This window comes from Pantoea sp. R13S299 (genome assembly GCF_048515925.1).
In the GTDB taxonomy this organism is placed as follows: Bacteria; Pseudomonadota; Gammaproteobacteria; order Enterobacterales; family Enterobacteriaceae; genus Pantoea.
Genome location: NZ_JBLYEF010000003.1, coordinates 419,932 through 445,445 on the forward strand (window position 1 = coordinate 419,932; position 25,514 = coordinate 445,445).

The following is a 25,514-nucleotide window of genomic DNA, read 5'->3' on the forward strand; positions in this document are numbered from 1 at the left end:
AACTGTCTGACGTTCTTCGGTCCGTGGCTCTGTTACAACGATCTACGTCTGATTCCGGCGCCGCTTCAGGCCTTTATCGATTCTGTACGCGAAAAAAAATGCGCGCGAAAAAAACTCAGCTGTACCAGCTGAACCCCTGCGGCACCCGTGAAAAACTGGCGTGTCGCAGCGCATTAAGCAAAGGTGACTGCGACACCGGTTCCCCATCCACCGTTTCCAGCGTAAAACTGGCCGACCTCTCCCGTTTCAGCGCTACGCCCAGCGTCGCAACTGCTGCTTCAAGCTTCGCGGGATCGTCGCTGAACGTCAGCAGTTCTTTGCCTGCCGGGGTCAGATAAAGCATCAGTTCGCCGCCTGCGATCACGACCCGCCCACCCTGACGACGGGTCGGGCGAATGCCGCTGGCATGCACCGGCCAGCTCAGCATTGCACCAAACGGATTGGCTGGATCGAGTGCGGCCAGTGCCACCGCCTCTGTCGTGGCTTCAGGGTTATCTGCCAGCATCCGGAGCCGCTCGATGGTCAGATGGTCGGCAAATTGCGCACCGCCCGCACCAGCGACAAACCGGCCGCGCAGCAGCCGACCGGCATCTTCCATGCCACGTAACACCGGTTGCAACGCCGGAAATCCACCGGGGATTTGTTCCGATATCGCACAGCCACGTGTAATCACCCCATAACGGTCGAGCAGGTTTTCTACCAGCGACAGGGCCAGCCGGGCAGGCGCAATCTCCGGTCGGATAACCCGTGACCAGCGGCCAGCCAGCGTATTGACTGCCGGACGACGGGCGGGAAGAGCGCCTGAAGTTAAGCGTTGACCAAAGCGGGTGCGCAGTGTACGCGCCGGACGTGGACGGTTTACGCCTGGTGTGGTCAGTAATCCCCGTACCGCAATCCAGCTGTCGGCGCTGACATAGCCCTGCCAGACCAGCTTCCATAAGGCGTCATAGATTTCAGTGGGCTGCGTCTCAGCGGCTTCCATCTGCGCCATGATCTCGTGAACAAACCACGAGCCACCGCGGCTCAATGCATCGATTGTCGCCTGCTGCACAGGCGTCAGAGGCTGGGTGTTATCAATGATCGGCAGCGTGTCCGCCGCAAATTCAGTGAGGTGCAGCGAGATCAGACCATCATTCTGGCCCAGCGCTTTATGTCCGCACCAGATCACCTCGCCACTGGCTAACAGTTCGTCAAGCATCGCAGGCTGATAGTCGGCTACCCTGGCGCGCAGGATTTGTGACTCCCACAGCGAGGCCGGTAACGGCACGCCTGCCAGTTGCTCGATCACCCGCAGCAGTCCGTTTGCACCCATTAGCTCTTCACGCTGCGGGCTAAGCAGACCGTGACGCTCCAGCAGCAGGCTGACCCAGGCGACAGGAGGCACCGGACGGGTTGCCTCGCATGCTGATTGCAGTGAACGTAAGCGCAGCCGTTTGAAGATTTCAGAGGAGACCCACGCTGTTTCCGATTCGCCCGTTGCCACGCCCATATTCAGCAGGCTGCCCTGCTGATGCAGGGAGAGCAGCACCTCATTCACCACCGCCACACCCAGCCCAAAATACGTGGAGATCTCTCGTGCGGTGAACAGCGTATGTGTACGGGCAAAGCGGTTAACCAGATCGCGCAGTGGATCGGCCTGCGGTTCCAGAAATGTCGCGGGCAGATCGTCTGGCAGCACGATGGCCAGCGCATCGCGCAGACGGGCCGCGTCTTCAATGACCGCCCAGCGATCTTCACCCGCGAGGGTGAGCGGAATGATTCGCCGCGTGGCAGAGAACTGCGCCACGGCTTCTGCGATCTGTGGGTCATTGCCGCTGAACCGTGCCGCAATACCGGCAATGGAGAGCGGGCCGAGGACACGCAGAAGATCGATAATGCCTTCGGCGTGCTGTGCCTGATAGCGAGCGTCGAGACGCTGCAGTTCCTTTCCAACCTGCTCAACGACGTCAGTTGCCAGTAAATCCCGCTTGCTGGTCTGGCCGAGCAGTTCACCCAGCAGATTACTGTCGAGCGCCAGCAGTGAGGCACGCCGTTCTGCCTGAGGTGCATCGCTGGCGTAGATAAACTCGGCGACGTAACCAAACAGTAGCGGCGCGGCGAAAGGGGAGGGCTGTTCGGTCGTCACCTCAACCATTTTTACGCTGCCCTGTGTCACCTGTTGCATCAGCTGGTGAAGCGCGGGCAAATCGTAGACATCCTGCAGGCATTCGCGTGCGGTTTCGATCAGGACAGGGAAATCGTCAAACTGACGGGCGACTTCCAGCAACTGACCAGCCCGCAGCCGCTGCTGCCAGAGTGGCGAACGTTTGCCCGGATTACGCCTCGGCAGCAGCAAGGCGCGTGAGGCACATTCCCGAAAGCGGGCGGCAAACAGCGCCGACTGGCCGACACATTCAGTGACTTCCTGGGTGAGCTGGTCCGCGTCAAACATGAACAGCTCAGCGCCGGGTAACAGCCCCTCGCTGGCAGGAAAGCGGGCCACGATACCGTCATCGCTGGCCGCCACAGAAGCATCGATACCCATGCGTTGCTGGATGCGGGCGGCAATCGCCAGCGCCCAGGGTGCATTGACCCGCTTGCCCCATGGCGAATGCAGAATTACCCGCCAGTCGCCAATTTCGTCACGGCAGCGTTCTATCAGTAACGTGCGATCGTCCGGAAGCACGCCAGTTGCGACGCGCTGTTCAGCCAGCAAAGCCAGCAGATTCGTGACCGCACGGCTGTCCAGTCCCAGCGCGCGCAACTGCTGTTGCGCATCGTCCGGTGAAGCCGCGTTGAGCTGATGCAGAAACAGTCCGAGGCTGGCACCCGAGTCCGCCGAGCGGCCAATGCCTTCTCCACGCCAGAACGGCAGGCGAGCCGGACGGCCCGGTGCAGGCACCACCAGCACCTGATCGTGGGTGATCTGCTGAATACGCCACGACGTTGCGCCCAGCGTAATGATGTCGTTGACCCGCGACTCATAAACCATCTCTTCGTCCAGTTCACCGACCCGACGTGATCCTGCCTGCTCTTCGCCTTCCGGCAGAATGACGCTGAACATCCCACGATCCGGAATGGTGCCGCCGCTGGTTACGGCCAGATGCTGCGCGCCAGGTCGCGCCGTCAGCAGTCCGCTCTCACGGTCCCATACCAGCTGCGGTTTCAACTGAGCAAAGGCGTCTGATGGAAACTTGCCCGCCAGCATATCGAGTGTGGCATTAAACAGACGACGCGACAGGCTGCGGAACGGATCGGCCCGACAGACCTGCGCGTACCACACATCGGCCTGCAGGGGATCCATTGCCACGGCGGCCAGCGTCTGCTGCGCCAGAATATCGAGCGGGTTACGCGGTGGCGCCAGCGCATCGAGCTGACCCGCGCGCATCGACTGTACTATCACGGCAGAATCCAGCAAATCGCGTCGGGTGCGGGGAAACAGGATGCCGGTAGAGATTCCGCCAACCTGATGTCCGGCGCGTCCCACCCGCTGCAATGCGCTGGCGACTGACAGCGGTGCGCCAACCTGGATCACCAAATCCACCGGACCCATATCAATGCCCAGTTCCAGGCTTGAGGTCGCCACTACACAGCGCAGCTTGCCCTGCTTCAGGGCGGCTTCAATCTCGCCGCGCTGTTCTTTCGAGACGGAACCGTGATGCGAGCGGGCAATAAGATCGTCACCGTCAGCGCGCTCTGCATCCTGATCCTCAGCGGTTGTCTGCTGGGCCAGAAAACGGGCATTGAGTCGCGCAGTCAGTTTCTCCGCCAGTCCACGCGAATTTACAAACACCAGCGTGGCGCGATGGGCCATAACCTGCTGCAGAATGCGGGCCTCAATATGCGGCCAGATCGATCCGCTGGTAGTCGTTGTTTCACCGGTCAGGTCATCGGCACTGACAATATCGGTCATATCCTCAACCGGCACCTCAATCGTCAGGTGCAGCGTGCGACTGGCGGCCGGATTAACCACCTGTACCGGCCGACAGCCGCCGAGGAAGGCCGCTATCCGCTCAACCGGCCGCACCGTGGCGGACAGACCGATGCGCTGGGCTGGTTGCGGCAGCAGTGCATCCAGCCGCTCCAGGCTTAGCGTCAGCTGAGAACCGCGCTTTGACCTCGCAACCGCATGCACCTCATCGACAATCACCGTGGTCACGCCCTGCAGTGTCGTGCGAGCTTTTGAAGTCAGCATCAGAAACAGCGATTCGGGGGTGGTGATCAGGATATCTGGCGGGCGACGCAACAATCTGGCGCGCTCCGCGCTGGGAGTATCGCCGGATCGCATCCCGATATTCAGGGTGATTTCTGGCTCATTCAGCGCCTGCCGCTCGGCGTAAACGCCTGCCAGCGGTAGATTCAGGTTGCGCTGCACGTCGGCGGCCAGCGCTTTAACCGGTGAAATATAGAGAATGCGGGTGGTGGTTTCACGCGTGGGAGCGGGCTGGTCGGTTCTGACCTGAAACAGCGTGTCGATGGCGGTGAGAAAAGCCGCCAGCGTTTTCCCGGAGCCGGTAGGGGCGATCACCAGCGCATGCTTTCCGCTGGCAATGGCGTTCCAGGCCGCCCTTTGCACCGGCGTCGGCATAGCAAAAGCGCCAGAAAACCAGCGTCGGGTAGCCGGTGAAAAACGGGCTAAAACCGCATCAGATTGGGATTTTGACATCATACTCACGGCAACGCGCAGCAACTGCGCCTGAAATTTATCCGTTGAGTGTATGTGAAAATCACCGTTTGTGGATGACGCGGCCCGATTCTAACCGCGCCCCGGATTCAGGAACTGGCCGCTCCGGCTAAAGCGCGACCCCGCACCGCCAGTAGCGACACCAGCGCCAGCACGATAATCGTCATACCATAGCACCAGGCCGTCTGGTTCAGACCGATATGGGGTGCGGCGATGCCAGCCGCGATGGCGGGCAGGGCAAAGGCGAGATAGCTTTTGATCAGAAACGCGGAGAACAGCCCTGCGCGCTCATGACTTTCGGCTAACTGCATAATGATCTTCAGCACACTGGAGAAAATCGATCCAAACCCCTGACCCGCAATGGCGGTGCCGAGGTAGAGCAAGGCCACGCTGTGCAGAGAAAGGCCCGCCAGGGTGACGCTGACGCCCGCCATCAGCATCAGCGTACCGATAACCAATGCCCTCGCGGGCGGTAAGGGACGAAAGAGGAATACTGCTGCCGTGGCGCTCAGCATCAGTGTTGCCACAATCGAACCGCCGATAAACGGCGAGGTGAGGCCGGTTGCGTTTGCCACCATCGTGGGCATCAGTGACAGATAAAATCCGCCCAGCATCCAGGTGGCGATGTTTACCGGCGTCACCTTCAACAGTGGCCCCAGCGCGCGTCGCGGGATGCAGACCTGAGGTCGCAGCGCGGCAAGAATACCCGGCTGAGGCGCAATAGTTTCTGGTATCAGCGGTAACAGCGCCATCGCTACCAGCATCAGGACCAGCAGCAACGCGTAGATCGTCACCGTGGGAAAGGGTGCAAAGCTGACCAGAATGCCGCCCGTCAGCGTGCCCAGCGTCATCCCCAGAAACGCGGTGAACGAGTTCAGCAGTGGCCCACGGGTTTTACTGGCATCAATCAGGCTGGCACCAAAGGTCGGCAAGGCAATACCGGTAGCAAAGCCCTGCACCAGCCGGGCGGCGATTAAGGTAGTAGAAGAACTGGCAGTCATAAAGATCACCAGCGCGATCGCATTGATCGCAAGCGCCAGCAGCATCAGCGGACGGCGGCCGGTAAAGTCTGACACTTTACCCACCGTCAGCAGCGCAGCCAGCAACGCGAAAGCATAGGCGCCAAAGATCAGCGTCAGCATGGTCGGCGTCAGGTGAAACAGGCTGCGATAAAGCGGGTAGAGTGGCGTCGGCGCACTGCTGGTGGCGGAGATCAGCGCCGCACCGGTGAAGCTGAAAAGCGTGGTGCGACTCGCGGCCTGTGGCGTCAGTGTGGGGTTCATGCAATGACCTTAATGCAAAGGATTAGCTTTTAATAAGGTATACGGCGGATAGCGCGTTAATGCAACTTATTTGCTTTAACGTTTATTGCGGTGGAGATTCAGGGTGTCTGCGAGCTGGTAACGGTGGTGAGGAGTTCAGGGCGCAACGTTTGCTCTGTGCCATAAAAACAACGCGTCATATCTCTGTTCTTCTGGCAGGATTTATGTGCGGGCAGAGTCTCGTAAACTTTGGCCCACCGTAACTTTAAAGGTAAGCTCGAGCCGTTATAAAATTAATATGAGGAAATGAGCGCATGTTACTGAATGAAAGCCTTAAACAGGAAGTTACTTTAGCGGTTAAAAAATCACTCACATTCGATATTATGTATCAGAGAATAAGACCCGACATATCACCCTTCGTGGTGGCAACGTCGACATTGCCATTAAAAAGTCTTAAGGAGTGGGAACGATTAATACGCAGGGAAATTGACCTTTTAGTTTATCGTTCGGATAATAAACAGGCAGGCATTAAAACTATTCAGATTGGTTCTCTCAGCTGGCTGGACTTATGTCATGCCGATGGTTTCCGCCGGGAGCGCGCATTACGGACATTAACCGTTGGGGCACCTAACAGTTTTTTATTTGCCATAGCTATCAGAAAACTGAATGACTGGGTTCCTCAGGTCAGAGAAGCCGCCCGTGAAGCACTTCCCTCAATTGCTTTAGCCTCTGACCCGGAAGTTATCGCGAATGTCTTGTTTATAACGCTGCCCTATTGGAACTCATGGGGAAGAGCGGGTGAGAAGGAACGTAGGGTCCTTACGGACATTATTTCAATCGAGAATGTCACAACATCTCTGAAAAAAAAACTGATCTGTGCTTCTTCGGGGCCTGCTGCGACTGTCTTTACCCAGGCAGGGCGCACATCAGTATTAGATAATTTTCTATCTGAGATTGCTGAATCCTGTGTTCAGCCTTCACTACGTGCAAGGGTATACCGCTGCCTGTTCGAGGGCAAAATTGTCTGGTCCGAGGGACTGGAATGGCAGTGGATTGATAAAGCCTTTGGCGTAAGACGCCGTTTACCTGTCTTAAAAGAAAGAACACTAACCGTATCTAGGCCATTTATTGAGACTTTAAGGCTGGCAATAGTCGACCGTTCCCCCATGGTCAGGCGTATAGCCGGAGAAATGCTGATTAAAGAACTTGAAAATATGAATGATGAAGCCTTTACCATGGCGACTCAACTGGCGGCCGATATATCAGAATCTGTAGCAGAACGAGGAAGATTTGCACTGGCCTGCCTGGAAAAGGCTCAGTGAGGATTTTATTCAACAGGCTCAGAAATTTAATTGTCGGAGGAGCCTTTAGGGTAATCATTTTGCCAAAAGAATTATGGTAAATGTTGTGATGTCATGTGCTCTGCGGGTTGTCTGTCAACACTGTTTCGGCCAGTATCTCTGTTATTAAGAGTCAGGGAGCCAGATGATGAAGATAGCTGAGATCGATCATATCCATCTCTACGTTGAAAATATTGAGCAGGCAGAAAAGTGGTATAACGAGGTCCTGGGCTTTTCCCGGGACAACGCGCTGTACTTATGGTTTGAACAGGGTGGACCGCTGGTCATCAGAAACAACCGGGCATCACTTTCTCTTTTTCTCAGAAAATCCCAGCCTCCAGGTCACACGGTAGCTTTCGGGGTAGCAGCATCATCTTTTAACGAACTTATTCCGATCCTCAGTAAGCATGAAATCACTTTCAGCGTCAGTGACCACGACGTGTCGATGTCTGTCTATTTCAACGACCTCAGTAACAATAAAATTGAAGTAACCTCTTACGACTACCTTCAGGCAAAGCAGATACTGGAGAGCATTGCGTAACGCCATAGCAGTTCCTGCAGGTGCATGATGATCCGCGACCTGCAGGTCACGAACGGCGATCAATAAAGCGAGTTCTTTAATCGCTCTGGCAGCGCCTTGTCGTAGGCTTCGCCATCAATTTCCGCAATCTGTTTAAGTATCGAGCCGGTGCTGGGCAGCGACTGCCGCGAAATCTGCGTTGTGGCATCCCATAATCCCGAACGGATAATCGCCCGGCTGCACTGAAAGAAAACGCTCTCCACGTGGATGCGCAGCACGGTTTTGGGTAACTGATTGTTGACCGCGAAGCGCTCAAGCAGCGCCGGGTCAGTGCTGATCGCCGCCGTGCCGTTGATGCGTAACGTCTCACCAATGCCGGGAATGAGAAAAAGCAGTGCGACCCGATTGTCATGCAGAATATTGCGCAGGCTGTCGATGCGGTTATTGCCGCGCCTGTCAGGTAACAGCAGGGTTTTGTCATCTTCGATTTCGATAAATCCGGCCGGGTCGCCGCGGGGTGAAACATCCAGTCCCTCCGGCCCTGACGTGGCCAGCGCCACAAACGGTGAGGCGGCGATAAAAGGACGATAGGCAGGATGAATATGGTCGGTCACCTTAGCGATAGAGGGCCGGGCAACCGTGCCGTAAAGACGTTCAAGTTCAGTCAGTTCAGTAATTATGCTGCTCTGTTCAGCCATATTTGCACTTTCCTTTCATTGAAGATCCCGGGACGCTGATACACCCCGCGTATTATCAAAACTCTACCATCATAAGCTGCAGGTTCAGAACCTGAACGCCACCCTTTGTGATTAAGACCTCGCGTTAATGGCCCAATGTACAGCCGAAACAGTTTCTTACCGGACGTGACTACATCTTTTCCCGTTTATGCCGATAGCAGGAGCACATTACAACCTGATGACAACCAATGAGACTCGCCAGTGAAAATTTCAACTCGACTGTATGCCGGCTTTGGCCTGCTCATTCTGCTGTTTATTCTTTGCAGCGGTATTGCATTTCACGCCCTGAATAGTGCCCGTGACGGCATGAACGATGTGGTTAATGTGAAAATGAAACGCTATCAGCTGGTGCTCGATATGCGTGGCAGCCTGCGTGATATGGCTATTGCCGTGCGCAATATGGCGCTGCTGACCGATACCAAAGCCATGGAGCCGGAGTGGAAACGGTTGCAGACCCAGAAGGCGCTTTTTATCACTACCCGTAAGAAGCTGGCCCGCATGATGGATGATGCCACACCCGCCGCACGTGAGGCATTCAACAAAGGTTTGTCGGTGGAAAAAGCCACGCTCGACTCACTGGAACAGGCTGGCCGTCTGGCTCTCGATCACCGCCCGCAGGAAGCCACGACCTATCTGCTGACCGTAACGCGACCGGCGCAGCGCAGTCTGCTGGAGGCGATTAATACCCTTGCAGATGTTCAGAGTGCGGAAAGCCAGAAAGCCGTGGCGATGAACAGTGAGTCATCGGCGCGTACCGGTTTCATGCTGATGACCCTGGTATGCATTTCGATACTTATGGCTCTGGCGACCTGCCTGTTTACCGTGCGCACGCTGATGCGTCAGCTGGGAGGCGAACCGGCGCAGGCGCAGGCACTGGCTGCGGCTATCGCCTCGGGGGACCTGACAACGGCAATCGCATTGCGACGTGGTGATAGCCACAGTTTGCTGGCCTCACTCGATGGAATGCAGGCTAACCTGCGTGTACTGGTATCTGGCATTAAAGAGGCGGCGGGTTCCGTGACGCTGGCGGCGGATGAAATTTCGCGTGGAAACACCGAATTGTCTTCGCGCACAGAAGAGCAGGCGTCCGCGCTACAGGAAACGGCAGCCAGTATGGAGCAGCTTACCGCCACCGTGAAGAGCAATACGCTGGGCGCGCAGCAGACGGCGGGTTCAGCCCGCGAAACCGCCTCGCTGGCGCGCAGCGGCGAAAATGATGTCCATCGCATGTCCGAGACCATGAATGGCATCTCACTCAGTGCCGCAAAAATCCGCGATATCACCAGCGTGATCGAGGGGATCGCCTTCCAGACCAATATTCTGGCGCTTAACGCGGCCGTTGAAGCGGCAAGAGCCGGGGAAGAGGGCCGTGGATTTGCCGTTGTCGCGGGTGAAGTCCGCTCGCTGGCGCAGCGAAGCGCAACCGCGGCTCGGGATATTAAATCGCTGATTGAGCAGACTGTCGGACAGGTAGAGCAGGGCGTCTCAGTGGCGGCCGGAACGGGTCAGAGCATCCTGAAGATTGTGGGTATGGTCAGTGAGCTGGCCGAAGCGATGGACAATATTTCTCTCTCTTCGTCCGAACAGATGCAGGGCATTTCGCAGGTCAGCATCGCCGTCAGTCAGATGGATGGTGTGACGCAAAACAACGCCGCGCTGGTAGAAGAGTCTTCATCGGCTTCTCAGTCGCTGTCTGAGCAGGCACATGCACTGCGTGGCATGGTTGATTCGTTTAAGGTGCAAAGCGCAGCTTAATCGGCAGGTGTAACAGACGTGAACGGACGCGGGCCACAGGCGCGTCCGTTTTTTTGCTGGCAAGTTAATCTCAGCGATTCAGGGGTTAGCCGAAGCGCCGGAGGAGTTGGAGTCAGAAGAGGCTGCTGCTATAAAGGAGTATTGGATAAGTGCCCTACAGGAGGACTGGATTATTTGGGAATCAGAGCGGTTGCTCTACAGATATACCGTTCGTGAGGATCTCGACGACCTCTTCAGAATCTACAGCGACCCCGAAACGCATAAATTCAACCCACGAGGCCCATGGCCGGACAGGGAACATGCTGTTCAGTCTATGGAGCGCACGCTGCATCTCTACAAAGATCAGGGCTTTGGCGACTGGACGATATTTGAGAAAGCCCATCCGGATAAAATCATCGGCTTTGGGGGCGTCTTCCGAAGCCAGTTCGATGGCCGTCAGACCAACAATCTCGGTTACCGTTTTGAGCCAGCGGCCTGGGGAAAAGGGTATGCGACCGAGCTTTCCCGCAGAGCTATTCGCTATGGATTTGAGGAGGCCGGACTCAGTGTTATCACAGGTGTGACGCGCGAAAACCACCTGGCTTCGCGCCGTGTCCTGGAGAAAGCGGGCTTAACCTTTTTGAAAAAGATCGATGATGCCGAAGGTGGACCTCCTCACCTGATGTTTACCCTTAGCCGGCGCGAATGGCTTGCGGCTGGCAACACGGTGAATACATCCCTCTGATCTTTTCATTGGTAATTCAGGCGTGGCTAAATCTGCGCCACTTTTTCGCGTTTAACCCCGTTAAAGCATCTCTTATCCCGCGATTAACTCCCGGCTGCCTGAATTACTTTAACCTTCTTATTCCGGGGGAGGATTTATGGATATTCGTACAATTTTTATTTCAGCGGTAATGGCAGTCAGTCTTTTATGGATCGGTGCATCAGATAACCGTTCGTCTCAACTCACCGCAGAACCGGTTAAGTCGGTCCTGAGTAAACTGCAGCCTTAATGTCATTTGCCCGATAGCACTCTTTAACGCCTGTTCAGCGAGAGATGCGGTACACTGCCGCAATCTGTTAAAGCAACAAAGTTGCATTAACTATGACGCGGATAAAAGCAGGAGTGAGAGATGGCAAAGGAGATGATTCGTCAGGGTGGGCGCAGCGCACGGATTCAGGCGGAAGTGCATAACACCGTTAACCGGTTGCTGGAGACGCTCGACCGTTCCGCCATTACCGTCCCGATGATCGCCGAACAGGCGGGTGTCACACCCTCCACGATCTATCGACGCTGGGGCGATCTGGCCCAGTTGCTGGCAGATGTGGCCGTGGCGCGGATGCGGCCGATTGCGGACCCGGAAGATACCGGATCGATGACGGGCGATCTGACGTTGTTTATCCAGCAGTACGCTGAAGAGATGTCGTCGAAAGTGGGCCGCGAAATGCTGGCCGATGTGATTGGCAGTCATGCTGAAGAAGCCAGCCAGAAATGCTGCAGGTTCACTTATCAGCATCTTGAGACTCTCAACAATCGGGCCATCGCACGCGGCGAACCGGGCTTTGACGTTGATCGCATTGTCGATGGGGTTGTGGCGCCCGTCATGTTCCATATTCTGTTCAGTGACCGCGACGTCTCAGCGGAATACTGTTCTTCGCTGATTCAGCGGGAATTTTAAATCAGCGCTGAACAAAGGGCAGGGCGGCTTCGGTGATCAGATGCTGCAACAGCGCACGTGCCGGATCGTCGCCGTGATCTGAGCGGGCCAGCGCGATACCCAGATAACCGGGTTGTGGCAGCCGTTGTGATTCAGCGACCAGTGTCTCCGGCAACCCCGCACGCGTGCGCAGGGTCATCCCTAGTCCAGCCTGTAAGGCTGCCCAGATCCCGCTAAGGCTGTGGCTGGTAAAGACAATACGCCACGGAATGCCTGCCTGATCCAGCGCCTCAGTGGCGCGCGATCGCATCACACAGGGCGTATCAAACGCCACCAGCGGCAGCGGTTCGCCGCGCTGTAAAATTCCCGCCAGATCAAACGCCGGATGCTGAATCCAGGCTAACGGACACTGACCAATCAATTGTATGCCCGACTGCTGTTCTGCCTGCCACAGCAGCGCCAAATCCAGTTCATGACGGGCCAGCGCCGTGAGCAGCGGCAGGTTTCTGTCGACGCGCGCGGTCAGCATCACATCCGGATGCTGGCGGTTAAACGTGCCGATAATGGCCGGCATCAACGCCTCGCCAAAATCCTCCTGCATCCCGATGCGTATTTCACCCTGCAACGCCTCGCCTTTCACTGCCCGCAACGTCTCATCATTCAGCGATAACAAACGTCTGGCGTAACTCATCAGCTGTTCACCGCTGCGGGTTAGTTGCAGATGCCGCCCTTTTTTCATCACCAGCGCCGTTCCACACTGCTGCTCAAGTTTTTTAAGCTGCGCACTGACGGCCGAGGTCGACCGGCACAGATGCTGTGCTGCCAGTGCAAAACTGCCCGCGTCAATACCCGCCACGAAACTGCGTAGCGCATCCATATCGAGTGACTCCGGTACCTTATTCATAATGGTCCTGTAAAGGCGGATGGTGCGTGCTGATTAATTTGATTTTCAGGATTGAAGCTCTGGGTGACACTCTCGCTGACTACTGAGGAGTGTGCAATGAAAAATTCACTGGATCGGGAAACACTGGCGCAACGTGCGCCAAAACTGGCCGAACTAACGCAGCAGGTGCTGTTTGGCGATATCTGGCAGCGCGATGGGCTGTCACCGCGCGAACGCAGCCTGCTGACGCTGGCAACCTTAACCGCGCTGGGGCGCGTCCAGCAGCTGCCGTGGCACATCGAATTCGCCCGTCAGAATGGGCTGACGCAGGATGAGCTGGTGGAGAGCTTCACCCATCTGGCGTTTTACGCAGGCTGGCCCGCCGCCGTCACCGCGCTGGGCTATCTGGAGGAGAACCACTGATGCCGTTCACCCGAATCACGTTGCGTCAGGGTTACAGCGAGGCGGCCCTGCATCAGATCTCGACACTGCTTCAGCAGGCGCTGGTGGCTGAGTTTGACGTGCCTGAGCACGATTGCTTTCAGGTAATTGAGATGCTGCCCGCCGGACAGCGGGTGTTTGATCGTCACTATCTCAGCGGCGGGCGCAGTGATAATTTTGTGCTGTTTCAGATGACGGCAGGCCGACCGCGATCCAGGCATCAGAAGCAACGGTTTTATCATTCACTCTGCGCGGCGCTTCAGACTGAAATGGCGATCGGTCCTGACGATGTGATGATCATTATTCAGTTCAACAGCACGGAAGAGTGGAGCTTTAGCGGCGGCCGGATGCTGGCACAGGAGGCGTTATGATTATCATGCACTACCGTTTTACTCTGCCCGCTGACTACGACATGGGCATCATTGAACAGCGCATCCGACTGAACGGCGCGCGGCTTGATGGCTTTCCGGGGCTGGTGGCTAAGGCCTATCTTTACGGCTGCCGTGAAGATGGCGGACCGAATGAAAACCGTTATGCGCCGCTCTATTTCTGGCGGGAGGCGAGTGGCATGCAGCGATTCCTGCAAAGTCCTGGTTTCGCGACGCTGGTCAGGGATTTTGGCTGGCCGATCATCGAAAGCTGGCTGGCGCTGGAAGGGCAGACCCACATTCCAAATCTGGCCGAAGCCCGCTTTATGACGCTGAACCGCTGGACGATTCCACCGCATTCGGACCTGGCGGCGCTGCCAGTAACTGCGGGTTTCAGCGCCTGGGATCTGACCCGCTGGCAGGGTGTAAACATTGGCGCCTCGCAGCAGCAATCCTCCGGGGAGCAGGAGCTTTATCGCATCGGTTATCTGGCGCGGGGTTCAGCTGCTGCAGATCTCCAGCTGTAGCTTTGGAGAGAACACGGTCTGCCAATCAAAGGGCAAAAATTGCCTCAATTTCAATGCGCAGGTCAGCGGAGAAAAGTCCGCTGACCTGAACCAGCGAGCTGGCGGGCAGATGTTCGCCATAATTGCGATAAAGTACTTCCCGCAGCGCGGTGATCTCTGTGAAAGAGGTAATAAATATCGTGACCTTAAGCAGCGCTGCGAGTGACGTATGTTCAGCTGCGGCAACAGACTTGAGTTGTTCAAAGATGGTTTCTGCCTGTTCAGCGATATCGCCCTGCTGAGCTGCTGTCCCGAAGGCCGTCAGCCCGGAGACATACAGCGTCGCGCCATGTTTAACGGCATGGACATACGGCGCTTTGACTTCGCCCAGTTGAGGATAATTTTTGCGTTCTGGCAGGGTCATATTTTCTCTTTTGATAGCCATACATCTCCTTAAATTCTCTAATTACCTGGTTTTAATGGCGATTCAAAGAGGCTACTATCTGGTAAAAATCACCAGACATAAAACGAATGGATTCATTTATGCGTAGCTACAGTGAGATTGCGAGGCGTATTGCAAAAATCATCATATCACCTGAATCGGCGATAGGTTTCGTTCATGGAATCCTTTCTGTGCCTAAAGACATAGGCTATTTAGCTTATGGCTTCCTTGATACAGACAACCGCTATCAACGCGAGACAGAGAAAATTAGGATGGTCCGGGCTGTCCGGTACGGCATTCTTGAAAATCATAATTTCATGAAGACTATTGAGACTGTGCTTAATATCTTTAATAAGAAGCTGCCCGAATCCAGACTGAACGCTATTTATAGCAAAACAATGGCTTCAGTTGCCGGACGTACGCTTACCAATTCACTGATAGCAGGAAGACTAGCAACTACGATTGCACAACGTAGCTCGTTCCTAGTAGCTGTCAGAGGTGGCTTGGTCGGTAATGCTTTGTTGATTGGTGGCATGGCAGAGAGATGTATCTACACATCTGAAAAATTGCTAAAGAACAATCCTGAAGTCTATAACACCTTACGACCACAAAACTATGACTTACTTTATTTTTTAGTAGAGCCAGCGCTAAATCCGTTTGTTGAAGCTTTAAATGTGAGGCGCACGCAGGGTCAACCCGCGTTTGATAAAATTTTAGAACTGGTAGAAAAAGAGATAAATACTAATGCGAGATAATAAGCATCACAGGTTGAGCATAGGGAAACGCATCATCTATAACCTCATAGAAGCTTCAGGAGCAATTATAGGCGGTCTATTGCTTTTACTGTGCTGCTACTGGTTCTTTCACTATGAAACGTGGCATGAGCGTTTTATAGCTATTGGACTGTCCGTGTTGGTTGTCTATTTAATTGGCAGGATATTACCTGAACGGCCAAATTAATAATCCCCTTGCGGGGATTTTAGACTTCCAGGACTTATTTCGTACCTTCACACCCTGATTGGCCTGAAAGGTTACGGTGGTGTACTGGCCACAATTGGTTTTTTATCTTCAACAAGCCGGACAATTATACCTCGATTTTTCACGTCCATCAGTGCGGCCGCAACTGGCTTACTGGTGAAACTGTATGCCGTCATAATGAGACTGCTTTCAGCACCATCAATAGCTTCTGACACTATTTTTAATGCATCTCTTTCAGCCGTAAACGGTAAACCCACGCTGATTTCAGGTGCTGAGGAATAAGGCAAGACGAGCGCAGCAATAATGATGGCCAGCGCGAAATCATTCGCAGGAGCAGGTCAGGATGCCCGGTTCCCCTCAGCGCTTCAGCAATTGCTGGCAGGCATGGTCATCCTGCGCGGCGCGCTGCTGCTCATCAGTCGTCAGTTGCTGCCAGCGGCTAATCACGCTGCGGCCCAGTCCCGGTTTATAAGCTATTTTCTGCAGCGCATAGTCAGAATTGCCGCCTTCAATAACGTTTTGCATCTGCTGGTCGAGCGGCTGCGAACTGTTTTGGTCAATCGCGCAGAATACCGCGACGTAATACGCTTTATCTTCATCACTGTCGCTTGGGATCCACCACCAGCCAGCCAGGGCAAGGATGAGCAGCAGCAGAGGGAGGAGGTATTTGACTTTAGCCATGGGATTCACCGGTTGTGTGTGGTTAAGTCAGCCGGGGATGGCCGGACGCAGGGCGCGTATCCTGCCACAGATTACGTTCACCGTTAACCCCGTCCAGCCGCTGTTGAGGCAATGTTCAGACTGCGGGCGCTTCAATCAGCGTCGCAGTGATCTGCGCATCCGGCATCATCTGCTGTAATCCAGAGACCAGATCGTCGCTGGCCTGTTGCAGCGCGGTGAGCGGCATCGCCGGCAGGCTTTCCAGAATGAACCACATCTGACGCGCACTGGCATCCAGGCGGGTTCGCACGCCCTGACGCCAGTTCCAGCGGCGGCAGGTCACGCCCTCATCATCACGCCAGATCACTTCGCCCGGTTCAGGTGACTCGTAAACCACCTCGCCCTCTTTGACGGTATCGAAATGTTCACTGCCGTCAGCAATCACCAGACGCGGCGTGCCAGCGTAAGCCGCGATATTCTCACCACCGACCGGCAGGGCGTAACGAATGCTGATGGCGTTATAGAGATCGACAACCGGATCGATAGCAGGCAATGCGCCATCCCGTAGCACGCGCTTGCGCAATGCTTCTGCAGAACAGGGCGTGCGTTTCGCTTTGGCACCAAAGGCTTTGAACACCTCAGCCCAGCCGGCAAGATGCGCATCTGCCCAGGCCGCATCATCATTTACCACCTGCTGGCAGGCGCTTTTCAGCGCTTCGCTGGCGATCTCTGGTCGGGTAATCGGTGTCGCCTCCACCACAATGCTCATGGCACGAAAGCCGGGGGCAAGCGCGAAAACGGCAGGATCGATTGACGGATGAACAGATAACATCAGATACTCTCTCAGTGACTAATTTATTTCATAGTAATGACCGATGACCAATAAAGTCAATATAACGACCGATGCAGGTGCCGATGTCGCCAGCGTCAATCAGGCTGTTTCAGACAGCATCAAAAGCTGGCGTAAAAGTCAGAAACTCTCGCTGGACGAGTTATCCCGCCGCGCAGGTGTCAGTAAAGGGATGCTGGTCGAGATCGAAAAGGGCGCGGCCAATCCCAGCATTGCCATTCTCTGTAAAGTGGCTGCGGCACTGGGTGTTTCGGTGGCGGATATTGTTAATGTTTCACATGCGCCAGACGCCTGGCTGATTAAGACAAGTGAAATGCCGGTGTTGTGGCAGGGCGAACAGGGCGGAAGTGCGCAGCTGCTGGCGGGTACACGCGGGCCGGATATGATCGAGCTATGGCGCTGGCAGATGTTTGCGGGCGAAGTGTTCGGTTCAACCGGGCATTCTTCGGGCACGCTGGAACTGCTGCACGTCGAACAGGGCACGCTGGCATTAACCGTGGGTGAGCAGACCCTGGTGGTACAGCAGGGCTGTGCGGCGGTGGCGCGCACCGATATGCCGCATGCGTATGCCAGTGCCGATGATCAGCCGGTAATCTTCACCATGACGGTGGCCGAACTTCAGCGCTGACGGTGCTGGTCTGCTGCTGCCGCTTCACCAGGAAACGCCAGCAGCAGGGTTTTCAGCAGTCTCTCAAGTTCGGTACGCTCTGACGCGGCCAGCGGGGCCAGTGCCGCCTCCTGCGTTGCGGTATGAACACGAAGTGCATCCTCAATCTGCTGCTGCCCGTGCGGCGTCAGCCCCACCAGCATGCTGCGCTTATCATCCGGCGCGGCAACACGCTCAATCAGATGCTGCTGCTCCAGCCGGTTCAGGCGATTTGTCATCGCGCCGGAAGTCACCAGCAGCGCCTGATAGAGCTGAGTGGGCGACAGGCGATAGGGCGCTCCCGCCCGTCGCAGTGTCGCCAGCACATCAAATTCCCCCTCCTGAAAACCAAACGGTTCCAGGGCCTGACTGCGTGCTTTCGCCAGGTGTTTCATCAGACGCAGCACTCTGCCGAAGATACGCATGGATGAGGCATCAAGATCGGGCATCGCGTTATCCCACTGGCTGACAACGAAATCAATATGGTCATGCATAAATCACCTGTAAATGCTGGGGTTATGTTGTCGGGTTGTGCTCAGCCTCTTAACAGCGGACGAAATTTATCTTAACGTTAAGATAAATAGTGACAGCCCGGTGCTGTCATCGTCAATCCTCTGTCAGGGCGTCGATGATGAAAGATAAAGTTTTATTCCCCATTCTGTTTGCCGCAATCGTTTTTCTTATCGGGCTGAATCTGCGCCCGATGCTGGCTATTATCGGGCCGCTGTTTCCGGTGTTGCAACAGCAGGCCGGGCTGTCCGCCACCTCATTCAGCCTGCTGACCACGCTGCCGGTAGCGATGATGGGCCTGGCGGCGCTCTCCGGCCCATGGCTCATCACCCGCATCGGGCCGGTAACGGGCATCGCCGCCGGGTTGCTCTGTCTGACGGCTGCCTGCCTGTGGCGCGGTGTTAACCTGACCTCCACTCAGCTGATGCTCACCGCGCTGGCGGGAGGCGCGGGCATTGGTGTGATACAGGCGCTGATGCCCGCCCTGATCCGGCAACGTTTCGCTGAAGCCGCGGCGACGCTGATGGCGCTGTTCAGCACCGGCATTATGGCGGGCGCGGCACTGACCGCTGCCAGTGCCGAACCGCTGTTCTCATGGCTGGGGCTGCAACCCGCGCTGGCGATCTCCGGCGCACTAGCGCTGGTGACGCTGCTGATCTGGCTGACCTCAGTCAGGCGATCAACGCAGGTGAGTCTGGCTTCGGATGTGGCGACGCTGCCTGTACAGCGGACTTTGCTGCTGACACTCTTTTTCGGCATTGGCACCGGGGCCTACACGCTGGTGCTGGCCTGGCTGCCGCCATTCTATATTCAGCTGGGCTGGAGTGCGCGCCACAGCGGCTATCTGCTGGCTGCGCTGACCTTAACCGAAGTGGCGTCGGGATTCATCGTCTCGGCGACATTACATCGCTTTCCCGATCGCCGTCCGCTGCTGCTCGGCGTGCTGGTCCTGCTGCTGACGGGGCTGCTGAGTCTGGTGTTTTATCCGGACACGATGCCAGTTCTCTCTGCGCTGTTACTGGGTACCGGTATCGGCGCACTCTTTCCGCTGTCGCTGATCGTCACGCTGGATCATGCACGCAGCGCCAGAGAGGCGGGGATTCTGCTGTCCAGAGTGCAGGGTGGCGGATACCTGATTGCCGCGCTGATGCCGCTGGTGGCGGGCTGGGTGCGTGACAGCGGTGCGTCTCTGAATCAGGCCTGGCTGATCATGAGCGCTGGCGTGGTGCTGCTGATTGTGATGGCCTGGCGCTTCAGACCGCAGAACAGGGCAGCCTGAATAAAGCCGTTGCCGAACAATGGCGATCTGGCATGCTGAAGTGAAACCCCTGAAATCGGAGTGCAGTGTGAAAGTCATTGGTCTGTTAGGCGGCATGTCATGGGAGTCTACCGCGCTCTATTACCGCATTCTCAATCAGCAGGTTAAACAGCGACTGGGTGGCCTGCACTCGGCGGAACTGGTGCTTTATAGTGTCGATTTTCAGCGCATCGAACAACTTCAGGCAGCGGGTGAGTGGCAGCAGGCGGGCGAGATGCTGGCTGACGCGGCACGTAATCTGGAGCGGGCGGGCGCGCAGTTCATCGTGCTCTGTACCAACACCATGCATAAAGTGGCCGCGCAAATCAGCGCCGCCACAGAGATCCCGCTGCTGCATATCGCCGACGCCACCGGACGCCGTATTCAGCAGGCTGGCGTGCAAAAGGTCGGGTTACTGGCGACGCGATTCACAATGGAACAGGATTTTTACCGCGGGCGACTTCAGCAGCAGTTTGGTCTTGAGGTGATCACGCCCGATGAAGCGGACCGTCTGTTTGTGCATGAGGTGATTTACCACGAGCTTTGCCTGGGCGAAATCAATCCTGCGTCGCGTCGTCGTTACAGGGAGATCATGCAGACGCTGGTGGCGCAGGGGGCCGAGGCCATTATTCTGGGCTGCACCGAAATCACCCTGTTGGTTGATGCCACCGATGCCAGCGTGCCTCTGTTTGATACCACACTGATCCACGCAGAAGAGGCGGTGATCCAGGCCCTGTCTTAACGCTCATCCTCAATAAGGGAATCGCATGAAAATAGATAATCTGCCGTTTGGCCTGACGCAGTGGGATCAGGTCGAAGAGACGATTCATCCCGGCGACCAGGGGCAGGCGACGTGGCGAACCGTGAAGTTTAACGATATCCGGGTTCGGATGGTTGACTATTCACCGGGCTATGTCGCCGATCACTGGTGCACCAAGGGCCATATTTTACTTTGCATGGCGGGCGAACTGCATACGGAACTGGCCGATGGCCGCCGTTTCGTACTCACACCCGGCGTCAGCTATCAGGTGGCGGACGATGCGGAACCGCATCGATCGTTTACCACCACCGGCGCGCAGCTCTTTATCGTTGACTGAGTTTGCTCTCCGCCTCTTTTGTGGTCATCCGCTGGTGAATCATCGCGTCGTTGACACTTTTAAAAGTAAACTGAATCTGCTTTATAAAAATCAGCAAAATTAATGGTTTATTTCATCAGAGTTATCTGGTTCTGACAGGAATAATTTCCATCAGGTTGTATGCTTGAAGCCTTATAAGACCGTTTTGCATTCACCTGATGTGGGGAAGCCTGTGCTGATAAAAAAGAAGAAAGTTCGTTCGCATACTGAAGATCGACTGCTGGCGCTGGTGCTGGCCACCACTGCCGGCATCCTTAATGCCATGGCGCTGGGCGCGTTTGGATTTTTCCCGTCACATATGACGGGTAACACCTCGCAGATATCCCAGGAAGTCACCACCAGCGACCTTCACACCATGCTGTTTTTAATGGCACTGATTATTGCCTTTGTGCTGGGCTGTACCGTTGCCCGACTGGCGGTAGTGGTGGGGATCAGACATAAGTTGCGCACCATTTTCTGTCTGATCATTCTGGCGGAAGGGGCGGCGCTCACGGCGGCATCGATCTTTGAGATCGTCTTCTACCGGCCTAGCTTTAATGGGGAAGTGCTGGTGATGCTGGGCTTTTTAATGGGTATTCACAATGCGACCTCAACGCAGCTTTCTAATGGCCGCGTCAGATCAACCCACATTACCGGCACGCTGACCGATGCGGGCATTGCGCTGGGTTCCTGGATTTTTGCCCACACGTCACATGCCGTGCATATGGAAACCGATGACCGCCGCTTCTTCCAGAAGGTGCTGCACACCCATCTGACCACGGTGTTCTCTTTCCTGAGCGGCTGTATTGCCGGTCTGCTGCTGTTTAAAGCCTATGGCTTTAACGCGATGGTTGGCCTGGGTGTGTTTCTGATGCTTGTGGCACTGACGGCTATCGCTGTCACCGTCCAGCGCACCCGTCGAAGCCTCTATTGACCGTGCGGCCCGATGCATCGCGCATCGGGCCGTTTACTTACTGCTGCGTGCGGGTTGGCCGCACCACGATTTCATTCACATCCACCTCTTCAGGCTGCTCAATGGCATAGCGTACGGCGCGACCGATGGCGTCCGGCTGCAGGGCAATCGCGCGATAGTGCTGCATTGCCTCGGCGGCGGCTGGATCTGTGATGGTGGATGCCAGCTCGCTCTCGACCACTCCGGGATGAACACAGGTCACCCTCAGCTGAGTGTTCTCCTGCCGTAGTCCATCGGAAATCGCCCGCACCGCAAACTTAGTGGCGCAGTAAACTGCCGCCGTGGGCGACACCGCCAGCGCCCCGATGGAAGCGATGTTGATGATGTGACCGCGCTGGTGGGCCAGCATGGCCGGCAGCACCGCCGCGATGCCATACAGCACCCCTTTGATGTTCACATCGATCATCTGATCCCACTCTTCCACCCGCAGCGACGCCATCGGTGACAGAGGCATAATGCCTGCGTTGTTGATCATCACATCAACCCGGCCCCATTTCTCCAGAGCATAATCCACAAACTGTATCACATCGTCGCGGCGCGTGACGTCCAGCGCTTTGATTGCCACCTCCGCGCCATTGAACCGCAGCTCTTCAGCCAGCGCGGCCAGACGGTTTTCGCGCCGAGCGCCCAGCAGCAGAATGGCATCCGTTTTTGCCAGTTCACGTGCGATGCCGGCACCAATGCCGCTTGATGCGCCGGTAAGTAAAATTACTTTCTGAGTCATTTCGTATCTCCAGTCAGGTTGTCACTGGCGATCATACGGCGGCTGGATTATAAAGATAATCCACCAAACGCTTCACAGACTGGTAACTGAATCTGACCAATGAATGCCGATAAAAATGCTCTCGAAGTTTTTGTGGTTGTGGCGCAGACGCGAAATTTCCGGCTGGCAGCAGAACAACTGGGCGTCACGCGTCCGGCGATCAGTCAGAGTCTGCGGCGGCTGGAGGATCGGCTGAACATCACGCTGATGCAGCGCACCACGCGCTCAGTGCAGCTGACCGAAGCCGGACAGCGGCTCTATGCCGAGGTAGCGCCGGCGATCAATCAGCTTAACCGCGCCGTCACCGATATCGCCGAACTGGCGGCTGAGCCGCGCGGCCAGCTGCGGCTGGCGATCTCCTCAATCGCGGAGCGGATGCTGGGGGGAGAACTGCTGGCGAGCTTTATCACCGCTTACCCGCAGGTAGAGCTGGATATCACCGTCACCGATGAGGAGTTTGATATTGTCGGGGAGGGTTATGACGCCGGTGTGCGGCTGGGGGAGGTGATTGCGCAGGATATGATCGCGGTGCCGGTCTCCACAGCGCAGCGTCAGGTCGCTGTGGCATCGCCCGCTTATCTGGCGCGCGCAGGCACGCCGCAACATCCCGAAGAGCTGGTGAATCATCGCTGCATCGGCTGGCGTAAAGGTCCGGGCCTGGCGCCTTATCGCTGGGAGTTTGCTGAGCAGGGTCGGGAGTTTGATGTCGCCGTCAATCCTCAGCTCACTACTAATGACATGGGGGTGATGATTCGCACCGCCTGCGCGGGAGGCGGCATCAGCTTTGGTATGGAAGAGACCTTCCAGCCTTACCTCGCGCGTGGCGAACTGGTGACCTTACTCGATGAATGGCTGCCCGCCTTCGCCGGGTTTTATCTCTATTTCCCCAGCCGCAAAAACCTGGCCCCCAAGCTGAGGGCACTCATCGATCACGTCAGGCTCTGAAGAGGGCAGAATGACCTCTTAATCAGCGTTGATACTGCTGATCGCTAACCGGCTCCAGCCAGTCAACTGGCGAGCCATTCAGTGACTCCGCGATAGCAATGTGCGTCATGGCGTTATCCGGCGTGGCGCCGTGCCAGTGCTTCACATTCTCAGGGATCCAGACGATGTCTCCGGTGTTCATCACCTGAATCGCTTCCCCCTCACACTGGATCCAGCCCTGTCCCTGGGTGATGCTCAGGGTCTGCCCCAGAGGATGGGTATGCCAGGCGGTTCGGGCACCCGGTTCAAAGGTCACCGTCGCACCGCCTACGCGGGCAGGTTCGGTTGCCTGAAAAGGCGCATCAATCCGGACCGTGCCGGTAAAATAGTCTGCTGGCCCTTTGCGTGAAGGCTGTGATCCACTGGCGATAATTTTCATAACTGACTCCTGCTGTTAAGGATGAGTTGAAGTGTAACCTGCGGGCCGCAGAGTGATTAGCCCGCGCTGCGCGCATAGGGCTATAAGCAGGGCTTATTAATAAGCGCGCGTTTCAGGCTGTCATGTTGTATCGGGTGATGATATTGATTTTAGAGTAGGGGGCGGGCGGTTCTGACGCTGGCAGAAATCCATGAAACTCCAGCAGCGTTCTGAAGGCGTGCAGCGCATCGAGCTGTAAATTATGCTCAATCAGTGCATCAATTTTTCCAGCCTGCAGCAGGGCACAATTCTCCTGATCGAGATCGTGACCGATACAGGCATTCACCTGGCGCTTTTGTCCGGCAAACGCGCGCAGTATGCCGGGATTACCGCCGCCGACCGTGTAAACCGCGTCAGCGTCCGGATGGTTCTGTAAGAACTGCGTCACCGACTGATGCATCCGGTCATCAATGCCATACCCGCCTGCGACCACGCTCACCTGATGCTGGGGCGCAAACTGCTGCATCGCTCGCTGAAAACCCTGAATCCTCTCCTGTTCGCCGATGAAATCGCGGCTGCCAGTCACCGCCACGATATGCGACCGGCTCACCCGCAGCCATTTTGACATCAGAAAAGCTGCCACCTTACCGGCATCAAAATTATCCATGCCGATGTAGCGCAGGCGCGCGCTGCCGGGTAAGTCGCTCATCATGGTGACCACCGGAACGCGTTGCTTCAGCAGTGATTCAATCGTGGGGTTAAGCTCATCGGAACAGGCTGCTTTCAGAATGACGCCGTGACTGTGAAATGCCTTTTTGTTCAATAGCGCGTTAATCGCTTCCGCTGTGAGATTGGCACCGAAGTGGAAACGCAGCTGGAGTCTGAAGGCAGCAAAGCTGGCGATCTGACTGCTGAGCGCCTCACGTATCAGTGGCTGAAAGCGGTCAGGAGTATGCATGATGACGTCGAAGTAAAGCGTTCTTCCCCGGGCCAGCCCCGCCTTCTGCATCAGTTCCAGGTCCGCTATCGCCTGCTGGATGCGATGCTGAGTGCGGGTATGCACGTTGCCGCGCTGATGCAGGGCACGATCGATAGTGGCCAGGCTGAGGCCCGACTGGGCAGCGATCTGTTTCAGGGTGAATTTAGCCATGCGCGACTCACGACATCAGAAGATAACCACAGTTTTATCATACTGCTGGTGGTGCTGTCTGGCGTGGGGGGGATTAAAGCAAAAGGGATAAAACGATTTTTAAAAACCCGCTATTCAGGGTTCTTTCAGTACCGTATAAAACAGGCCGATTTATTTTCCTCAACGTCAAAAAAAGGCCTGCGGTGATCACACACTTTTTGTTATTTCACAGTCTGTGAAAATGCGGTCTGAAATAAATCCGGATAATGCCCTCCCTTGATGTGATTAATATTTACTCTGCCGCTTCGCTTGTATTTTTCCTGCGACCGATTTTTTGTTTTTTAGCGCCGGATAATGATAGACTGTATATTCATACACCATCAGGAGGTCGTGTGAAGAACGATAATGATAATGAGATCCGTGCGCTGGTTGGTGCGGTAGTCAGTGATTTGATTAAGGCAGGAGAGCCGGTTCATTTTCACGACATTACGGACGCCCTGTTTCGCCTGTGCGAAGAGACGCGTGACAGCCGACTGAAAGCATTGTGCCAGGAAGCGATAGGCTTTTTCACCCGCAAAATGCATTAAAGTTGATGGCGCCGATGGCGGGCGTCATCCTGAACTTCAACCCCGAACTATCTCCCACATCCCTCACTCTGTGTATGAATAAGACACATTGAATAACGCTGAGCCTGATT

General features: G+C 55.9%; 28 protein-coding genes and 1 pseudogene. 17 read left to right on the forward strand and 12 right to left on the reverse strand.

Features of this window, described 5'->3' with window-relative positions; all coding sequences use genetic code 11:
- Nucleotides 1-6 precede the first annotated feature (6 nt).
- Nucleotides 7-132 (forward strand): annotated as a pseudogene (locus ACN1CO_RS16405) (LysR family transcriptional regulator); the annotation flags it as partial.
- On the opposite strand, the gene ACN1CO_RS16410 reads toward ACN1CO_RS16405, so the two are convergent.
- Nucleotides 116-4,648, reverse strand: coding sequence for an ATP-dependent helicase (locus ACN1CO_RS16410; protein WP_419139863.1), 4,533 nt, complete (start codon nt 4,646-4,648; stop codon nt 116-118). The pseudogene ACN1CO_RS16405 and the gene ACN1CO_RS16410 sit on opposite strands and share 17 nt — an antisense overlap.
- Before the next feature lie 104 nt (nt 4,649-4,752).
- Complete coding sequence (locus ACN1CO_RS16415) at nt 4,753-5,946, reverse strand: MFS transporter (RefSeq protein ID WP_419139864.1); 1,194 nt, start codon at nt 5,944-5,946, stop codon at nt 4,753-4,755.
- Between the two features lie 293 nt (nt 5,947-6,239).
- Between ACN1CO_RS16415 and ACN1CO_RS16420 the strand changes: the two genes are divergently transcribed.
- Together ACN1CO_RS16420 and ACN1CO_RS16425 are read left to right on the forward strand one after the other, a co-directional pair.
- Nucleotides 6,240-7,247 carry a hypothetical protein gene (locus tag ACN1CO_RS16420; protein WP_419139865.1) on the forward strand — a complete coding sequence of 336 codons (1,008 nt, stop codon included), beginning with the start codon at nt 6,240-6,242 and terminating at the stop codon, nt 7,245-7,247.
- A gap of 166 nt (nt 7,248-7,413) precedes the next feature.
- A complete protein-coding gene (locus tag ACN1CO_RS16425) occupies nt 7,414-7,806 on the forward strand; it encodes a VOC family protein (protein ID WP_419139993.1) in 393 nt (130 codons plus the stop codon).
- 59 nt (nt 7,807-7,865) lie between these two features.
- On the opposite strand, the gene ACN1CO_RS16430 is transcribed toward ACN1CO_RS16425, so the two are convergent.
- The gene (locus ACN1CO_RS16430) at nt 7,866-8,483 is read right to left on the reverse strand and encodes a pyridoxamine 5'-phosphate oxidase family protein (RefSeq protein ID WP_419139866.1); all 618 of its coding nucleotides are present in this window, start codon (nt 8,481-8,483) and stop codon (nt 7,866-7,868) included.
- Between the two features lie 240 nt (nt 8,484-8,723).
- On the opposite strand from ACN1CO_RS16430, the gene ACN1CO_RS16435 reads away from it, so the two are divergent.
- The 3 genes from ACN1CO_RS16435 (at nt 8,724) to ACN1CO_RS16445 (ending at nt 11,935) form a co-directional block, all read left to right on the forward strand.
- Nucleotides 8,724-10,277 carry a methyl-accepting chemotaxis protein gene (locus tag ACN1CO_RS16435; protein WP_419139867.1) on the forward strand — a complete coding sequence of 518 codons (1,554 nt, stop codon included), beginning with the start codon at nt 8,724-8,726 and terminating at the stop codon, nt 10,275-10,277.
- A 169-nt stretch (nt 10,278-10,446) separates the two neighbouring features.
- Nucleotides 10,447-11,001 carry a GNAT family N-acetyltransferase gene (locus tag ACN1CO_RS16440; RefSeq protein WP_419139994.1) on the forward strand — a complete coding sequence of 185 codons (555 nt, stop codon included), beginning with the start codon at nt 10,447-10,449 and terminating at the stop codon, nt 10,999-11,001.
- Between the two features lie 388 nt (nt 11,002-11,389).
- Nucleotides 11,390-11,935: a TetR/AcrR family transcriptional regulator C-terminal ligand-binding domain-containing protein gene (locus ACN1CO_RS16445; RefSeq protein WP_419139868.1), complete on the forward strand. Its 546-nt coding sequence runs from the start codon at nt 11,390-11,392 to the stop codon at nt 11,933-11,935.
- Between the two features lies 1 nt (nt 11,936).
- Here ACN1CO_RS16445 and ACN1CO_RS16450 read toward each other — a convergent pair whose 3' ends face one another.
- The gene (locus ACN1CO_RS16450) at nt 11,937-12,818 is read right to left on the reverse strand and encodes a LysR substrate-binding domain-containing protein (protein WP_419139869.1); all 882 of its coding nucleotides are present in this window, start codon (nt 12,816-12,818) and stop codon (nt 11,937-11,939) included.
- Between the two features lie 96 nt (nt 12,819-12,914).
- Between ACN1CO_RS16450 and ACN1CO_RS16455 the strand changes: the two genes are divergently transcribed.
- The 3 genes from ACN1CO_RS16455 to ACN1CO_RS16465 are packed head-to-tail and all read left to right on the forward strand — an operon-like array spanning nt 12,915 to nt 14,133.
- Nucleotides 12,915-13,220: a carboxymuconolactone decarboxylase family protein gene (locus ACN1CO_RS16455; RefSeq protein ID WP_419139870.1), complete on the forward strand. Its 306-nt coding sequence runs from the start codon at nt 12,915-12,917 to the stop codon at nt 13,218-13,220.
- On the forward strand, nt 13,220-13,609 hold the full coding sequence (locus ACN1CO_RS16460; protein WP_419139871.1) for a tautomerase family protein: 390 nt from the start codon (nt 13,220-13,222) through the stop codon (nt 13,607-13,609). The genes ACN1CO_RS16455 and ACN1CO_RS16460 overlap by 1 nt, the downstream gene beginning before the upstream one ends.
- Nucleotides 13,606-14,133 carry a DUF4865 family protein gene (locus ACN1CO_RS16465; RefSeq protein WP_419139872.1) on the forward strand — a complete coding sequence of 176 codons (528 nt, stop codon included), beginning with the start codon at nt 13,606-13,608 and terminating at the stop codon, nt 14,131-14,133. The genes ACN1CO_RS16460 and ACN1CO_RS16465 overlap by 4 nt, the downstream gene beginning before the upstream one ends.
- Before the next feature lie 25 nt (nt 14,134-14,158).
- Here the strand turns inward: ACN1CO_RS16465 and ACN1CO_RS16470 are convergent, their stop codons facing one another.
- Nucleotides 14,159-14,536, reverse strand: coding sequence for a RidA family protein (locus ACN1CO_RS16470; RefSeq protein ID WP_419139995.1), 378 nt, complete (start codon nt 14,534-14,536; stop codon nt 14,159-14,161).
- 119 nt (nt 14,537-14,655) lie between these two features.
- Between ACN1CO_RS16470 and ACN1CO_RS16475 the strand changes: the two genes are divergently transcribed.
- Nucleotides 14,656-15,309, forward strand: coding sequence for a hypothetical protein (locus ACN1CO_RS16475; protein ID WP_419139873.1), 654 nt, complete (start codon nt 14,656-14,658; stop codon nt 15,307-15,309).
- Between the two features lie 276 nt (nt 15,310-15,585).
- Here the strand turns inward: ACN1CO_RS16475 and ACN1CO_RS16480 are convergent, their stop codons facing one another.
- The 3 genes from ACN1CO_RS16480 to ACN1CO_RS16490 all read right to left on the reverse strand — a co-directional run bounded on the left by ACN1CO_RS16480 (nt 15,586) and on the right by ACN1CO_RS16490 (nt 17,024).
- Complete coding sequence (locus ACN1CO_RS16480; RefSeq protein ID WP_419139874.1) at nt 15,586-15,789, reverse strand: hypothetical protein; 204 nt, start codon at nt 15,787-15,789, stop codon at nt 15,586-15,588.
- Nucleotides 15,790-15,889: 100 nt separating this feature from the next.
- Nucleotides 15,890-16,213, reverse strand: coding sequence for a hypothetical protein (locus ACN1CO_RS16485; protein ID WP_419139875.1), 324 nt, complete (start codon nt 16,211-16,213; stop codon nt 15,890-15,892).
- Nucleotides 16,214-16,328: 115 nt separating this feature from the next.
- On the reverse strand, nt 16,329-17,024 hold the full coding sequence (locus ACN1CO_RS16490) for a B3/4 domain-containing protein (protein WP_419139876.1): 696 nt from the start codon (nt 17,022-17,024) through the stop codon (nt 16,329-16,331).
- A 43-nt stretch (nt 17,025-17,067) separates the two neighbouring features.
- Here ACN1CO_RS16490 and ACN1CO_RS16495 point away from each other — a divergent pair, with 43 nt between their 5' ends.
- Nucleotides 17,068-17,670, forward strand: coding sequence for an XRE family transcriptional regulator (locus ACN1CO_RS16495; protein WP_419139877.1), 603 nt, complete (start codon nt 17,068-17,070; stop codon nt 17,668-17,670).
- Here the strand turns inward: ACN1CO_RS16495 and ACN1CO_RS16500 are convergent.
- Nucleotides 17,661-18,182 (reverse strand): MarR family winged helix-turn-helix transcriptional regulator, encoded by a 522-nt coding sequence (locus ACN1CO_RS16500; protein ID WP_419139878.1) that lies wholly within the window; start codon nt 18,180-18,182, stop codon nt 17,661-17,663. The genes ACN1CO_RS16495 and ACN1CO_RS16500 overlap by 10 nt on opposite strands.
- Before the next feature lie 137 nt (nt 18,183-18,319).
- Between ACN1CO_RS16500 and ACN1CO_RS16505 the strand changes: the two genes are divergently transcribed.
- From ACN1CO_RS16505 to ACN1CO_RS16520, 4 genes are all read left to right on the forward strand, one after another.
- Nucleotides 18,320-19,477 carry an MFS transporter gene (locus ACN1CO_RS16505; protein ID WP_419139996.1) on the forward strand — a complete coding sequence of 386 codons (1,158 nt, stop codon included), beginning with the start codon at nt 18,320-18,322 and terminating at the stop codon, nt 19,475-19,477.
- A 67-nt stretch (nt 19,478-19,544) separates the two neighbouring features.
- Nucleotides 19,545-20,237, forward strand: a complete 693-nt coding sequence (locus ACN1CO_RS16510) for an aspartate/glutamate racemase family protein (protein WP_419139879.1) — start codon at nt 19,545-19,547, stop codon at nt 20,235-20,237.
- Between the two features lie 25 nt (nt 20,238-20,262).
- Nucleotides 20,263-20,592, forward strand: a complete 330-nt coding sequence (locus ACN1CO_RS16515) for a DHCW motif cupin fold protein (protein ID WP_419139880.1) — start codon at nt 20,263-20,265, stop codon at nt 20,590-20,592.
- A gap of 211 nt (nt 20,593-20,803) precedes the next feature.
- Nucleotides 20,804-21,544, forward strand: coding sequence for a YoaK family protein (locus tag ACN1CO_RS16520; protein WP_419139881.1), 741 nt, complete (start codon nt 20,804-20,806; stop codon nt 21,542-21,544).
- 37 nt (nt 21,545-21,581) lie between these two features.
- On the opposite strand, the gene ACN1CO_RS16525 is transcribed toward ACN1CO_RS16520, so the two are convergent.
- Nucleotides 21,582-22,307, reverse strand: coding sequence for an SDR family oxidoreductase (locus ACN1CO_RS16525; protein ID WP_419139882.1), 726 nt, complete (start codon nt 22,305-22,307; stop codon nt 21,582-21,584).
- 99 nt (nt 22,308-22,406) lie between these two features.
- On the opposite strand from ACN1CO_RS16525, the gene ACN1CO_RS16530 reads away from it, so the two are divergent.
- Entirely contained in the window at nt 22,407-23,291 is an 885-nt protein-coding gene (locus ACN1CO_RS16530) for a LysR family transcriptional regulator (RefSeq protein WP_419139883.1), read from the forward strand.
- Nucleotides 23,292-23,313: 22 nt separating this feature from the next.
- Here the strand turns inward: ACN1CO_RS16530 and ACN1CO_RS16535 are convergent, their stop codons facing one another.
- Nucleotides 23,314-23,709 (reverse strand): cupin domain-containing protein, encoded by a 396-nt coding sequence (locus ACN1CO_RS16535; RefSeq protein ID WP_419139884.1) that lies wholly within the window; start codon nt 23,707-23,709, stop codon nt 23,314-23,316.
- A 112-nt stretch (nt 23,710-23,821) separates the two neighbouring features.
- Nucleotides 23,822-24,838: a substrate-binding domain-containing protein gene (locus ACN1CO_RS16540; RefSeq protein ID WP_419139885.1), complete on the reverse strand. Its 1,017-nt coding sequence runs from the start codon at nt 24,836-24,838 to the stop codon at nt 23,822-23,824.
- A gap of 371 nt (nt 24,839-25,209) precedes the next feature.
- Here ACN1CO_RS16540 and ACN1CO_RS16545 point away from each other — a divergent pair, with 371 nt between their 5' ends.
- Nucleotides 25,210-25,404 (forward strand): hypothetical protein, encoded by a 195-nt coding sequence (locus tag ACN1CO_RS16545; RefSeq protein WP_419139886.1) that lies wholly within the window; start codon nt 25,210-25,212, stop codon nt 25,402-25,404.
- The last annotated feature ends 110 nt before the right edge of the window (nt 25,405-25,514 follow it).